This window comes from Pseudoduganella guangdongensis (assembly GCF_009857475.1).
Lineage (GTDB): Bacteria > Pseudomonadota > Gammaproteobacteria > Burkholderiales > Burkholderiaceae_D > Rugamonas > Rugamonas guangdongensis.
Map to the genome: position 1 here is coordinate 84,243 of NZ_WWCJ01000016.1, position 13,870 is coordinate 98,112.

General features: G+C 57.7%; 14 protein-coding genes and 3 tRNA genes. 2 read left to right on the forward strand and 15 right to left on the reverse strand.

What is annotated here, in order from left to right:
* Nucleotides 1-1,318 precede the first annotated feature (1,318 nt).
* The 8 genes from GTP41_RS20095 to GTP41_RS20130 form a co-directional block, all read right to left on the reverse strand.
* Nucleotides 1,319-1,633 (reverse strand): hypothetical protein, encoded by a 315-nt coding sequence (locus tag GTP41_RS20095; protein WP_161027359.1) that lies wholly within the window; start codon nt 1,631-1,633, stop codon nt 1,319-1,321.
* 44 nt (nt 1,634-1,677) lie between these two features.
* Complete coding sequence (locus GTP41_RS20100; RefSeq protein WP_161027360.1) at nt 1,678-2,082, reverse strand: hypothetical protein; 405 nt, start codon at nt 2,080-2,082, stop codon at nt 1,678-1,680.
* Between the two features lie 272 nt (nt 2,083-2,354).
* Nucleotides 2,355-2,430, reverse strand: a tRNA-Asn gene (locus GTP41_RS20105).
* 59 nt (nt 2,431-2,489) lie between these two features.
* Nucleotides 2,490-2,735, reverse strand: a complete 246-nt coding sequence (locus GTP41_RS20110; protein WP_161027361.1) for a hypothetical protein — start codon at nt 2,733-2,735, stop codon at nt 2,490-2,492.
* Between the two features lie 62 nt (nt 2,736-2,797).
* Nucleotides 2,798-2,873, reverse strand: a tRNA-Asn gene (locus GTP41_RS20115).
* A gap of 51 nt (nt 2,874-2,924) precedes the next feature.
* On the reverse strand, nt 2,925-3,614 hold the full coding sequence (locus tag GTP41_RS20120) for a DUF3334 family protein (protein WP_161027362.1): 690 nt from the start codon (nt 3,612-3,614) through the stop codon (nt 2,925-2,927).
* 182 nt (nt 3,615-3,796) lie between these two features.
* The gene (locus tag GTP41_RS20125) at nt 3,797-4,528 is read right to left on the reverse strand and encodes a hypothetical protein (RefSeq protein ID WP_161027363.1); all 732 of its coding nucleotides are present in this window, start codon (nt 4,526-4,528) and stop codon (nt 3,797-3,799) included.
* A 29-nt stretch (nt 4,529-4,557) separates the two neighbouring features.
* Entirely contained in the window at nt 4,558-5,349 is a 792-nt protein-coding gene (locus GTP41_RS20130) for a helix-turn-helix domain-containing protein (RefSeq protein ID WP_161027364.1), read from the reverse strand.
* A 121-nt stretch (nt 5,350-5,470) separates the two neighbouring features.
* Here GTP41_RS20130 and GTP41_RS20135 point away from each other — a divergent pair, with 121 nt between their 5' ends.
* Nucleotides 5,471-6,445, forward strand: a complete 975-nt coding sequence (locus GTP41_RS20135; RefSeq protein ID WP_161027365.1) for a serine hydrolase domain-containing protein — start codon at nt 5,471-5,473, stop codon at nt 6,443-6,445.
* Nucleotides 6,446-6,541: 96 nt separating this feature from the next.
* Here GTP41_RS20135 and GTP41_RS20140 read toward each other — a convergent pair whose 3' ends face one another.
* The 6 genes from GTP41_RS20140 to GTP41_RS20165 all read right to left on the reverse strand — a co-directional run bounded on the left by GTP41_RS20140 (nt 6,542) and on the right by GTP41_RS20165 (nt 10,919).
* Nucleotides 6,542-7,075 carry a PEP-CTERM sorting domain-containing protein gene (locus GTP41_RS20140; RefSeq protein ID WP_161027366.1) on the reverse strand — a complete coding sequence of 178 codons (534 nt, stop codon included), beginning with the start codon at nt 7,073-7,075 and terminating at the stop codon, nt 6,542-6,544.
* Nucleotides 7,076-7,317: 242 nt separating this feature from the next.
* Nucleotides 7,318-8,484, reverse strand: coding sequence for a metallophosphoesterase (locus GTP41_RS20145; RefSeq protein ID WP_161027367.1), 1,167 nt, complete (start codon nt 8,482-8,484; stop codon nt 7,318-7,320).
* Between the two features lie 5 nt (nt 8,485-8,489).
* Complete coding sequence (locus GTP41_RS20150) at nt 8,490-9,050, reverse strand: HAAS signaling domain-containing protein (RefSeq protein WP_161027368.1); 561 nt, start codon at nt 9,048-9,050, stop codon at nt 8,490-8,492.
* Between the two features lies 1 nt (nt 9,051).
* Complete coding sequence (locus GTP41_RS20155) at nt 9,052-9,426, reverse strand: PadR family transcriptional regulator (protein WP_161027369.1); 375 nt, start codon at nt 9,424-9,426, stop codon at nt 9,052-9,054.
* A 178-nt stretch (nt 9,427-9,604) separates the two neighbouring features.
* A tRNA-Asn gene (locus GTP41_RS20160) sits at nt 9,605-9,680 on the reverse strand.
* A gap of 36 nt (nt 9,681-9,716) precedes the next feature.
* A complete protein-coding gene (locus GTP41_RS20165) occupies nt 9,717-10,919 on the reverse strand; it encodes an amino acid aminotransferase (RefSeq protein WP_161027370.1) in 1,203 nt (400 codons plus the stop codon).
* 110 nt (nt 10,920-11,029) lie between these two features.
* On the opposite strand from GTP41_RS20165, the gene uvrB reads away from it, so the two are divergent.
* Nucleotides 11,030-13,096: an excinuclease ABC subunit UvrB gene (gene uvrB, locus GTP41_RS20170; RefSeq protein ID WP_161027371.1), complete on the forward strand. Its 2,067-nt coding sequence runs from the start codon at nt 11,030-11,032 to the stop codon at nt 13,094-13,096.
* A 110-nt stretch (nt 13,097-13,206) separates the two neighbouring features.
* On the opposite strand, the gene GTP41_RS20175 is transcribed toward uvrB, so the two are convergent.
* On the reverse strand, nt 13,207-13,866 hold the full coding sequence (locus GTP41_RS20175) for a peroxiredoxin (protein ID WP_161027372.1): 660 nt from the start codon (nt 13,864-13,866) through the stop codon (nt 13,207-13,209).
* Nucleotides 13,867-13,870: the final 4 nt, after the last annotated feature.

The following is a 13,870-nucleotide window of genomic DNA, read 5'->3' on the forward strand; positions in this document are numbered from 1 at the left end:
TTACTTGTGTTGATTTTCCCAATATTTTCACAGTGGACCACCCTACACTCGCGTCCCGGTCCACCATCGACCGGCCAGCAGAGTGCCCGCCTGTGCCACACGCGCTCAGCCCCATGACCTCCCCCATCCCCACCGCCCAAGCACCTCACCTCGGCCCACTATGCGAAAGTAATCGGGCCCCGCAATTCAAAAACCCAACCGGGTTAGGGCTGGGTTCTTGGCACGCTGCTATGTTCTGGCTCCCTAGCTCTGACCAGAGAAGCTGAACCGGGTCTCACGCAGATCACATCGGGACTCTCGCGTCAAACCTGGCTTGCAAAGTCGTCATCAACGAACTATGTTGATTAGTATTTTGCAACAACAATGAACTGCCAGGAAGGGGGAAGGCATGTCTTCAAAGTCAGATCGAGATAACCGCTCGAATCAAATGAATCCGAACAATTCTGCGTATGAGTCGTCGCGCGGTGGCTCCGCAAATTCTGTGGACGATGATGACTCAACAGGAGTCCAAAGAAACTTAGGATATTGGAAACCTCCACTGCCGATTCGTCCCGTTGTTTCCGATCAGACCTTCTATATTGCAGCAGTTACCTTCGAGGGCTCGTTTATCCTCGCACATTTCGTCGTTCGCGCCATTAAAGGGCATGCCATGATCGCACGGAGCATGGAGGACAGGGTAACTACAATCCTTGGGGATACAAGCGGGCTGGGAGTAGCCTACTGGCGCTGTGCTTCCGGTTGGGAGCGAGGGTGTTTCAAATGGTATGAGCCAAACATTAAGCAATCCGAGCTTCAAGCTGCTGAGAGGTGGATGAAGCCCGATCAATTTGCGAAGGCCCACGCTTGGTTCACCAAAAGCCGATCAGTTGCCATTGAATGCGAAAAATGGTTCGACTGGCGCCGGATAGAGGAAACAACTGACCTAGGAGTACTTACGAAGGAGCAGCCTCCAATATTTTCGAAGCGACATACAGGGGTATCCACATACTCATCCACAGCAAAATATTAGCCATGGACAGTAACGATTAACGTCGCGCTTCCACCGATATACATTCCAGCAGGCGGGAGTGCAGCAAGTGCCCATTATGCAGGAATCCGAGTGCCCCGCTAACAGCCCCGTTGTGCCCACAGGCCCGGCCCCATGGGTCAGCCCATCCCCTCCGCCAAGTCGCCTCACCCTGGACCACTAGGCGCAAATAAACGGGCCCTGAAACGCAAAAACCCAACCGGGTTAGGGCTGGGTTTTGGGCATGCTGCTAAATTCTGGTTCATCGACCTGAACTCGAAAAAATATTAGAGTTTTCCCAAGGTCCTAGTATTACAGCCCAGTGATATTATTTCCTTCATCGTCATAGTCTTGGTCAGAGCCACAAGCATCGCAAACGGATTCCTCGGGATCATACTCAAAGTAACCATCCGAAGTCACGCACTCAATCTGATAAGCGGTGAGATAGTCTTTTGCAAAACGCTTCATCCAATCGGGACTCGGAGCAATTTCAATAATGACATTTTTAGGGTTGTCCTCGTAAACCGTAACCATATGCTCTTCGAGCATTGGAAACGGCAAGGTCGTGCCAATAACTTTATAGCAATGACGATCAGTCCCGTCAGCGCATGGAATTGAAATTTTCATAGACCTACCTTCCTTACTATATTGAAAAATTTAAACAGAACACGCTAATCATCACCACGCTTTGTCGCAACAATCTCATGGATTGTTGACTGACTTACGCCATACTGCTCTGCTAATGCCCCCTGCGTAAAATGACCAGTCGAGTAGTAGCCAGAAATTTCTTTCCGCTCACGATCTGACAACTTCCCGCCCTTCGATTGGGGAAGAGCAGACAAAACTTGCGCTTCATGCCTATTCAAAGATTCTCTTAATGCCGATGCTGCCAGCAACTTCTCAGCAACCTCGTGCGCATTGGTCTTCGCAACCGGAGTGTTGATAAGCTGGCGCTGGATCTGGTCAAGTGACTTGCTCAGTTCACTAATGCTACGCTTGGCGGCTGCGACTTCAGAGCGAGTCATCATACGACTCTCAGCCAGCGCTTCGTATCCAGGTCTTGTTGGGTCAGTCATCTCACCTCCGATAAAATCGATTTCCCATTTATCGATTCTATCGGAAGCACACCTTCGGCGCAAACATTGTCTTCATATATCAAAGGAGTGCCAAGTGTGAGGGGCCGTTTTTGCTTGTTGCCCCCCCCCTGTGCCCGCGAAGCCCAACCGTAGGGGTGGGCCATCCCCACCTGCCAACGACCTCACCACGGACCACTATGCGCAAATAAACAGGCCCTGAAACGCAAAAACCCAACCGGGTTAGGGCTGGGTTTTCGAGATACTACAAATTCTGGCTCCCCGACCTGGACTCGAACCAGGGACCTGCGGATTAACAGTCCGTCGCTCTACCGACTGAGCTATCAGGGAAAGGAGGCAGCATTTTATACAGGACAGCGGCTTTTCGCTAGTGCTAATTTACACCCGCATTACTCGCTCACGCAAATGATCTTGGTCGCGTACTCGTGGGCGGCGGATTTCTTCTTCTTGGCCCACGCCACCGCTTCCTCTGCTTGCGCCTTGGTCATCACGGTCGCCTTCTCTTTGTTCTTGATAAAGGAGACGCCCTCGAACACGCCCTCCTTGCTACGCATGACACGGGCAAAGACTGGCGGCTTTTCCGCGTCGCCGATTTTGTTCTGTTGAACCATGTAGCGCTGATCGATGTTTTCCATATGCGTGCTCCGAAATGCAAAAAGCCCAACCATTATAGGCTGGGCTTCTCGCTTGAAAATTCTGGCTCCCCGACCTGGACTCGAACCAGGGACCTGCGGATTAACAGTCCGTCGCTCTACCGACTGAGCTATCAGGGAAAAGAGGCAACATTATATCTGCCGCTTTGGGATTTGCAAACCCCTTTTTACTTACATGCCGAGGGACTTCAGCAACTCGTCCGCATCGTCCGACGCGCTGTCTTGCGCCGGCGCCGCAGCCGGCTTCGCGGCCTGCTCGCGCTCCAGCAGTGCATCCGGGTCGATGTCTTCCGAGATCTCGAAATCGTGCAGTTTAATAAACTCGGTCCGATCGATCGCCAGCTCGAGGTAGAAGATGTTGTTGCGCTCGGTGAAGAAGGACACGCGGCGCATTTCCGGGCGGTCGAGCGGGGTATCGACACTCAACATCACCTGCTTGTTCAGCACCAGCATTTTCGGCTGGTTCTGGGTAATGTTGGTATGCAGCTCGCTGCGCACCTTGCCGGTGAAGTCGCCGACGATCTGGTTCATCAGCTCGCCCATGATGTTGGACACTTCGTCGGACGTGAAGGAACTGGCCAGCTCGGACTTCGGCATGCCCATGCTGAGCATGTAGCGCTCATAAATTTCCATCGCTGCTTCCGCCGAGAAGTTCAGCACCACCAGGCCGGTAAAGCCGCCATCGAACAGCACGAAGCAGCCGATGTCGGGTTTCAGGCCAATCTTGGTAATACGCTGAACCATTGCCGAATAGGTAATCCGGCTTTGCGATGCCACATTCAGCACGCGCGTGACAGAGCTGCACAGGGTCGTCAGCAGGTCCTCGGTACCGTACACCACCTGCTCTTCTTTTGTAATCATTATTAAAATAGCTCCGCAATTGATCGTCCAGGCCGCAAAAAGCCGGAATACTCAAAGAATAACTGATCCCGTCGCAAAAGCAAAAATGTAAAACGGCAATTTGCTATTGTCGCCACAGCATCCCGGCGATATCGCCCGCGATTTGCGGCGCACCGAACGATCAATGCGATTTAACAATGTGCTTAGTTCAGCGTGGCGGGCTCGATCGACTTCACGACTTTGCCCTGCTCGTCCAGCATCTGGATTTGCGCTTTGCCGTCGGCCGATACCAGCAACATCATGCGTACGCGGCCTTTGGCATCCTTCAGCTGTAGCGCTGAGCCCTTGTCGCGGGTGTTGCCCAGCCAGATGCGGTTTGCGCTCAGGCGGCCCTCGTCGTTCAGCTTTTTGTAGAAGGCTTCCTGCTCGCCTTCCGGCAGCTTGCGCGCCTCCTCGGCGAAGCGCGTCACATCCTCCAACGAGGTGAGCTTATAGTTCGGCACATCATTGATCTTGATGCCGGTCATCTGGTGTGCCGCGCTGTCGTTACTGAGGAGCTGCAGGGTCTGGTCCTGGCGGAAGCGATCGAACGTCAGCGACAGGCCGGCCGACAGCTTGCCGTCGGCGCCGATGCTGCCCTTCTGGATCAGGCCGCCATTTTCCGTGCCCTCCTCGTTAATGAACAGCATGCCGGCAAAGGAGCGACGGTCCGGGCGGGCGCCTTCCTTGCCTTCCTTGAAGTCGCCCGGGAATTGGGCTTTGTTCGAGATGACGATACGTTTGGTGCCGTCCGGCTCGACGATGTTGATCCGGCCCACGGTAATCTCATCGAAGCTTTCCTTCTTTTCAGTCTTGGCGGCGGTCAGCGCGAACACTGCGGCCAGAGCGGCGGCCATGGTGGTGGCGCCGGACAGGAAGGTACGGATCTGGGACATATGAATCTCCTCTTTATTGTGGGTGGGGGTTAATTGCGTTTATTTTTCAGGCGACGCAGGCGCCATTCGGTGAACATGCCGACGAAGCCCCCGACGAAGATAACGGCGCCGAGGAACTGCAGGATGCGGTTGCCGGGTGCTTGCAGGCGGTCGGTACTGACCAGGTCAAAGCGGCGCTGGCCGACATCTGTTTGTTCCATGTAAAAGCCGCCCCGATTCTCGGTCGTTTCAATATCCTGCGGGCGTACGCGAACGGTTTTGAAGTCCGCCATCTGCTTTGCAAACTCTTCGTGCGACATGATCTTGGCGGACACCCGCAGCAGCAGGACGCTCTCAAACGTCTCGAAAACGTTCTCCGGCTCCCCGGCGAGGATCACGCCGGGCGACGAGTACTTGTAGAGTTTGTTCGGGAAGAAAATGCCATCGTTTGCCGCCAGCATCATGGCAAAGCCGAGGACCCAGGCCAGTGCCGATCCATACATCCAGCGCTTGGAATGATCGACCTGCACCACGATGGCTTGGGTGGTGAACTGGTTGACCGCCGGGATATGGCGCAGCGTGGTGTCCAGGGCTTGCTTATCCAGGTCTTTCAGGAAAGTCGCCGCATCCATGGCCAGGCCGGACATAATCGTGGAAAACATTTCAGCCGACGGCACCGACTTATCGTTTTCCAACTTCGAAAGATAGGACTGCTCGATCCCTAACGCCTCCGCAAACTGGGGCTGCGTCTGTCCACGCTCAGCACGAATCTGCCTGAGTTTTTCGCCAAAATTCATTGCAACCTTTCCAAGAAGTAACCGAATGACCGTATTCTTGGTCATTCATGCAAGACTTGGAAGAGGAATATTAATGAATTTGCATGAATTTAATGCGACACGTTATACTTTAATTGCAAATTCGCAACATTAACGTTTAATCATGCAGAGTCTTTTCGATGCGCTTATGCGGCCACTGTTTAATGCCGACGCACCTGGCGCTGCCGTCCTGGTCGCCAAAAATGGCAAAACGATGTTCCGCCAAGGCTACGGCCTGGCCGACCTGGCGACCCATCAGCCAATAGATCCCGGCATGGCATTTCGCCTTGGCTCCATAACCAAGCAGTTCACGGCCGCCGCCATTCTGCTACTTGTGGAACAGGGCAAGCTGAACGTGCGCGACGATTTTCGCGAGCACCTGCCCGGCTTCCCGGACAAGGGCACCAGCATCACAATCGAGCATCTGCTCACGCACACCTCGGGCATTCCATGCTTTACCGGCTTCGGCGAGTACGAGGCCAATATGGCCACGGATATGACGGTGGAAGGCATGCTGGCCACCTTCCAGGACCTGCCGCTCGAATTCACGCCAGGCGAACGATTCGAATACTGCAATTCCGGCTACTTCCTGCTTGGCGCGATCATCGAAGCGGTGTCCGAAATGAGCTATGCGGCCTACCTGGCCAACAACATCTTTACGCCACTAGGCATGCTGCATACGGCTTACGAGGGCCACCAGCGCAATCCAGTAACACAGGTGCGCGGCTATAGCCATGATGAGGAAAACTTTGTCACGGCCGACACACTCAGCATGAGCCAGCCCTACGCCGCCGGCGCGCTGGTGTCGACTGTGGACGACCTGGCGCGCTGGGACCAGGCCATCAGCTCCTGCCAATTGCTGCCCGAAGCCAGCTGGCGCAAAGCCTTCACCGCATACACACTGAACGACGGCAGCTCCACTGGCTACGGCTATGGCTGGGATGTGGGCGATTTGCATGGCAGCCCAAAGCTTGAGCACGACGGCGGCATTAACGGATTCGCCACCCACGCTATGCGGCTGCCGGGTCACGGCCTCTTTATCGCGGTGCTGACGAATAGCGACAGCGGTATCGTCGATGCCAAAGAAATCGCCAACGACATCGCCGCCATCGCGACCCGCTAACGGCGCGACCGCCGGCAAAGTTGGCGTCGGACGCTCGCGCAAAAGCAAAAAAACCCAGCCGGTCAAGGCTGGGTTTTTTACGGAGTCTTCGCTGGATTATGCGCGGCGGCGGATGCCTGCCAGCGCCAGCAGGCCGAGGGCCAGCAAGATCATCGAAGCAGGCTCAGGCACAGTTACGCTGGCCTTGACGCTGCCGATGTTGTTCCAAGCATCGGAATCCCAGTAATGCAGGGACAGTTTGCCGCTCGCATTGGCAGCGCCTTCCCAGTGGGTGCCAATGGTGAAGAAGTTGCCGTTGCCGATCTGGCCAACCAGGCTACCGATCACGCCGGTGAAGTAGGTGCCGTCCGGGTTCAGCGCAGTCATTACCCAACCTGGCTCGGTCTTGCCGTTCGCGTTGGTGTCGTACCAGGAATCGCCATGACTGAAGTTCCACAACTGGGAAGCGTCGACGTCAACTTTTACATACTGACCAGCTTCCAGCACAATGCCGCTGTCCTTTGCCACGCCACCACCAATGCTGTTGGCGCTCGAATCAACCGAAACCGCGACCACACCGGCCTGGGCCAGGCCAGCGACGGCAAATGCAGCAACGAAACCAATAGCGCGAAGATATTTTTGTACTTTCATGGGTAGTCAGATGATATTAAATCAAAAGTAACAATGTAAGCAAACTATGTGCCAAGTGACCACGTCAGGGCAGATAATGATTTAAATCAACAACTTATTCTTTAAGAGAAATTTACTTTCCGGAAGGACTGTAAAGTTTTCCGACACTACCGCTTGGGCGCGGCACCGAAAAGCAAAAAGCCCATCAGCCTGTACGCGCCCTAGATCGCGAACAGGCTGATGGGCCGCAAACCGACGACATTTCAGAGCGCGGCCCGGCTGCCATCCTCCTTCACGCGCCAGGCTTTGTCCGCCTCGAATCGCAAGCCCTCCGAACTGCGCAGCGGTAAGCTTGCCCGGTAATCCAAAGGGTGCTTCACATCAATGGCGAACACCTTTTGGTCGAATAGGGACTTAACCTTGCCAGTCGGCGTGTGGCCGACAACCACGGCGTTCGCCTCGAGTTTCTTCAGGGTGGCTTCGACCTGGTCCTGGGTCAGGTCGCCCTCAAAGTAGCCGCGATACCAAGAAGGCCCGTTGACGGTATCGAGCAGAAAATCCTCGGGCGCGGGCTGGCGTTTCGGGTACCACATCTGCCGATACCGGCTGCGTACTATCCGGTTGATGTCCTCCAGGCCATAAGGCAGGCTCGCCAACTTCGGGTGCAGTCCACCGTGTACAAACGCCCTGCCGTTGATCACCTCGATGCTATTCTTGCTCATCAGCCAGCGGCCAAGGAAGGAGGAGTCGCCGAACAGGTCTGACTGCTGCCGCCCAAGTATGCCGGCGATATTAAAGTACTTCTTATGGGCGGCCTGGAAATTCCCTTGCAGGTTCTTGATCTCGTGATTGCCCAGGATGTAATGCACACGACCACCCTGTGCGGCAGCGCTTTGCTCCAGCTTATAGATCAGCCAAAGCACCTGCGTGGTGGAGGCGCCGCGATCGACAAAATCGCCCACCAACACCAAGTGGCCGCGACCGAAAATCCAATCCAGGTCCGCATTGATAACCTTGGCGCTGATCAGGAAATCCCGAAATGTCTTGAAATTGCCTTCGATGTCCGAGATCGCAAGGATCGCTTGGTCGTCCTGGTAACGTACCGGCGGCGTCACGAACTCGGCGCGGGCATGCACGCTGAAGTGGCTATTCTCGAGCGGGAAAGTGACGTTCAGCGGCATCGTTTCATCCAGGGCATGGCTCTTCTCCTCGATCCAGAAACCTTCCTCACGATTGCCGCGCAAGGTTTGCTGCACCCAGCGCTCGCCCTGCAGGAAAACATGCGGGCCCTCGTCGCCGACTTTGTATGCGGTCATATTGTCGCCAATATCCATGTCTGCGCCGAACCACAATCCAATACCGAGGGCGGCGCATGCCAGTACGATCAACACCACCAGGAAGTGCCAGGTAAAAGTCCATAGCGTTTTCATGATGCCTACCCCTGCCCGCCAAGCAGGCCGCGACGCAGCACCCGCAACACCCGACGCGTCACTTCCGCGCACCACAACGCCACAACCAAGGCGATGGGCACCAGCGGCCATCCGAACAGTTCCTCCCCCTGCGGTGGCGCCGCGCTCGACCAGGCGATCACATAGGCGTTGCCGTCCGCGACCGACCAGACGCCCACCGCATTCGGGTCGAGCAGCTTGGCTACCGCCAGGCAAAGCAGCGCAAGAGCGAACGAGAAACCAAGGCCGCCGATAGAGAAGTACAGCCCGCGTGTCACGCCGCGCCGCAGCGCGCGGAAGCCAGTCGGTGGCGGCGCGCCGTTTTGGAGGTGCTCGATGTATTGGGTGGCCAGCTTTTCGGGTGGTCCAAATCCCTTCAGCAAAGCGGCGACATCGAGGTCTTCGCCGCGCTCCTCGGCCAGGTCGGCCACTTCATGCAGGTGCCCTTCGATTTCGCGTATCACCTCTTGCGCATCGGCTGGGGCCAATACCTTGAGATGGGTCGAGAGTTCGCGCGTGTATGCGCGGATCCAATTCCGGGAGGTCATGTCAGGCTCCTTTGGTATCGGCTGGCGCTCCGGCGGGATGCTCCAGCAAAGCGTTGATGTCGGTGATGGATTGGCGCCAGGACGCGGCCAGCACTTGGAATTTCCGCTCCCCCTTGGCCGTAATCCGGTAGTACTTGCGCGGCCGGGTATCCCCATCCTGTACCCACTCGGCGCTGACCAGCTCCTCGCGCTTGAGGCGATCCATCAGGGGATACAGTGTGCCCTCGCTGATCGCTGTGGTGGGGTATTGCTGCAAATGGCGCAGCAGCTCAAGGCCGTAGACCGGAGCGCCGCGCAAGGCGGCAAGAATGACCAGCTCCAGCGCGCCCTTCCGCAGCTGCACCTGCCATTTGTCTTGATTGTCGTCACTATTCATAAGTTACCCTGCTTAACAGCATACTATGCATTGCAAGGTATCATGCAAAACAATGACCGTCAACAATATGCTTGGGCGATTGCGTAGTCCTGCAGGCCTTCTGTGCCACACAAACAGGCCCGGAAATGCAAAAAACCCAACCGGATTAGGGCTGGGTTTTTGGCATACTGCAGAATTCTGGCTCCCCGACCTGGACTCGAACCAGGGACCTGCGGATTAACAGTCCGTCGCTCTACCGACTGAGCTATCAGGGATCATTTCTGACCGCGTTGCGATCAGAGACCAAGATATTACAGAACCTTGGCGATGGCGTCAACTACCACATCGATATTCTTCGAGTTCAGCGCCGCCACGCAAATACGGCCGGTGTCCACCGCGTAAATCGACTGCTCGCGCAGCTTGCCTACCTGCTCCTTGGTCAGGCCGGAGTAGGAGAACATGCCAACCTGCTCGCGCACGAAGTCGAAGTCGTGGCCTGGCGCCTTGGCTTTCAGCTTCTGCACGAAAGTCTCGCGCATTTCCTTGATACGCACGCGCATGCCGGCCAGTTCGTCTTCCCACATCTGGCGCAGTTCCGGAGTGGACAGCGCGGTTGCGATGACCTTGCCGCCGTGGATCGGCGGGTTCGAGTAGTTGGTGCGCACCACGCGCTTCAGCTGCGACAGCAGGCGTGCCGCTTCGTCAGCGGATGCCGCCACCACGCTCAGGGCGCCCACGCGCTCGCCGTACAGCGAGAACGACTTGGAGAAGGAGTTCGATACCAGCAGCGCCACGCCGGTGGCGGCGAAGCGGCGTACCACGGCGCCGTCTTCCGCGATGCCGGCGCCAAAGCCCTGGTAAGCCATGTCCAGGAACGGCACCAGGCCGCCAGCGACCACCGCCGCGATCACGTCATCCCACTGCGCCTGGGTCAGGTCGGCGCCGGTCGGGTTGTGGCAGCACGCGTGCAGCACGACGATGGCGCCGCGCGGCATGGCCTTCAGCGCAGCCAGCATGGCCGGGAAGTTCACGCCGTGGGTGGTTTCGTCGTAGTAGGCGTAGTTGTTGACTTTGAAGCCGGCGCTTTCGAACAGGGCGCGGTGGTTTTCCCAGCTTGGGTTGCTGATGTAAACCTCGGAATCCGGCGAGAAACGCTTGAGGAAGTCGGCGCCGATTTTCAGCGCGCCGGTGCCGCCCAGTGCCTGCACGGTGACGGCACGCTTCTCTTGAATTACAGCGCTGTCGGCGCCAAATACCAGCTCTTGCACCGCCTTGTCGTACGCTGCCAGGCCCTCGATCGGCAGGTAGGTGCGCGGCGCGTGCTGTTCAATCAGGATTGCTTCCGCTTTTTCTACGCACTTGAGCAGCGGCACTTTGCCATTGTCGTCATAATAGACGCCTACGCCCAGATTAATCTTCGCTGGGTTGGTGTCTGCATTAAAGGCTTCGGTGATGCCGAGGATCGGGTCGCGCGGGGCCATCTCGATGGCGCTGAAAACGGAAGGGTTCGTCATGATTAGATTATTAACGTTTGGGAGCGGGGCGATGCAGAAGCTTGCCGGCACCCGAAGAATATCCGGTCAGGGCCACCGACAATCGCATATTCTATCAAAGGTCTGCATTCATGTCTGATTCGCAAAATTCCGGCGCCCCGGCGCCGACTGTCGTCACGTTCCCCGACTCCCCCTACCGCCTGCATCAGCCCTTCCCTCCCGCCGGCGACCAGCCTACCGCGATTGAAGCGTTGTGCGAGGGGATCGATGACGGCCTGTCCTTCCAGACCTTGCTGGGCGTGACCGGCTCGGGCAAGACCTACACCATGGCCAACGTGATCGCCCGCATGGGCCGCCCGGCCATCGTGTTCGCGCCGAACAAGACGCTGGCGGCGCAGCTGTATTCCGAATTCCGTGAGTTCTTCCCGGAGAATGCGGTCGAGTACTTCGTCTCTTACTACGACTACTACCAGCCGGAAGCCTACGTGCCGCAGCGCGACCTGTTCATTGAGAAGGACTCGTCCATCAATGAGCACATCGAGCAGATGCGCCTGTCCTGCACCAAGTCGCTGATGGAGCGGCGCGACGTGGTGATCGTGGCCACCGTGTCGGCCATTTATGGTATCGGTAACCCGAACGAATACCACCAGATGATCCTGACCTTGCGCGCCAAGGACCGCGTTTCGCAGCGCGACGTCATCGCGCGCCTGATCCAGATGCAGTACACCCGCAATGAGGTCGACTTCGGGCGCGGCACCTTCCGCGTGCGCGGCGACACCATCGACATCTTCCCGGCCGAACACGCCGACCTGGCGGTGCGCCTGGAAATGTTCGACGACGAGCTGGAAAGCATCCAGTTGTTCGACCCGCTGACCGGCAAGGTCAAACAGAAGATCCCGCGCTTCACCGTCTATCCCGGCTCGCACTACGTCACGCCGCGCGCCACCGTGCTGCGCGCCATCGAGACCATCAAGGCAGAGCTGCGCGAGCGCCTGGACTTCTTCCGCCGCGAGAACAAACTGATTGAGGAGCAGCGCCTGGAACAGCGCACGCGCTTCGACCTGGAGATGATGGCCGAGGTGGGCTTTACCAAAGGCATCGAGAACTATTCGCGCCACCTGTCCGGCGCCAAGGCGGGCGAGCCGCCGCCGACCCTGGTGGACTACCTGCCGCGCGACGCGCTGATGTTCCTGGATGAGTCGCACGTGCTGGTGGGCCAGCTGTCGGCCATGTATAACGGCGACCGCTCGCGCAAAACCAACCTGGTGGACTACGGTTTCCGCCTGCCGTCGGCGCTGGACAACCGGCCGCTCAAGTTCGAGGAATTCGAGGGCAAGATGCGGCAGACGATCTTCGTCTCCGCCACGCCGGCCGACTACGAGAAGAAAAATGCCGGCGCCGTGGTCGAGCAGGTGGTGCGCCCGACCGGCCTGGTCGACCCGCAAGTGATCGTGCGCCCTGCCCGCACCCAGGTCGACGACCTGCTGGGCGAGATCAACGACCGCGTTGCCAAGGACGAGCGGGTGCTGGTCACCACGCTGACCAAGCGCATGGCGGAACAGTTGACCGAATACCTGGGCGACCACGGCATCAAGGTGCGCTACCTGCACAGCGACGTGGACACGGTGGAGCGCGTGGAAATCCTGCGCGACCTGCGCATTGGTACTTTTGATGTGCTGGTGGGGATCAACCTGCTGCGCGAGGGCCTGGACTTGCCGGAGGTGTCGCTGGTGGCGATCTTGGATGCGGACAAGGAAGGCTTCCTGCGTTCGGAGCGTTCACTGATCCAGACCATCGGCCGCGCGGCGCGTAACCTGAACGGCGTGGCGATCCTGTACGCGGACAATATGACCGATTCGATGAAGCGCGCCATCGATGAGACGGAGCGGCGCCGCGCCAAGCAGGTGGCCTTCAACGAGAAGATGGGCATCGTCCCGCGCGGCGTGAAGAAGGTTATCAAGGATATGATCGACGGCGTCTACAGCTCCGCCGCGCGCGAGCAGCTGGAAGTGGCGCAGGAAGCGGCCAAGTACGAGGCCATGAGCGAGAAGCAGATCAGCAAAGAGATCAAGCGGCTGGAGAAGCTCATGCTTGATCATGCGAAGAACCTGGAGTTTGAGAAGGCGGCGCAGGTACGCGACCAGTTGCACCACCTCAAGGAGCAGCTCTTCGGCGCGCCCGGCGCCGACGCTCTTTAACCCCGGTAAACCTGGGTCTGACCCAAGGGTCAGACCCTGTCAGCGCTAGCGCCCGTGGCCGAGAGACCGTACAGGGTCAGACCCTTGGGTCTGCCCCCGCACTACCGGGTTTAAGAAGGCTGCTTAACAATCCGCAGATAAGGCTTCGGTGCCTTCCAGCCATTCGGATAAATCGATTTGGCCTCCTCATCGCTGACCGAGCCGGCAATAATCACATCATCGCCATCCTTCCAGTTCACCGGCGTCGCGACGCGGTGCTTGGCGGTCAGCTGGATCGAATCGAGCACGCGCAGGATTTCGTCGAAGTTGCGGCCGGTGGTCATCGGGTAGGTCAGCATCAGCTTGATCTTCTTGTCCGGGCCGACGATGAACACCGAGCGCACGGTCGCGTTCAGCGCTGCGGTGCGGCCTTCCGAGGTGCCGCCTTCTTCCGCCGGCAGCATGTTGTACAGCTTGGCCACCTGCAGGTCGGTGTCGCCGATCATCGGGTACTTCACGGCTGCGCCCTGGGTTTCCTCGATGTCAGCCGCCCACTTGCTGTGGTTCTCAACCGGGTCGATCGACAGGCCGATGATCTTGGTGTTGCGTTTGGTGAATTCTGGCTCGATCTTGGCCATATAGCCCAGCTCGGTAGTGCAGACCGGGGTGAAGTCCTTCGGATGGGAGAACAGCACGGCCCACTTGTCGCCAATCCATTCGTGGAAGTCGATCACACCTTGGGTGGTCTGGGCTTTGAAGTTAGGCGCGGTATCGTTGATGCGCAGGGACATGGCA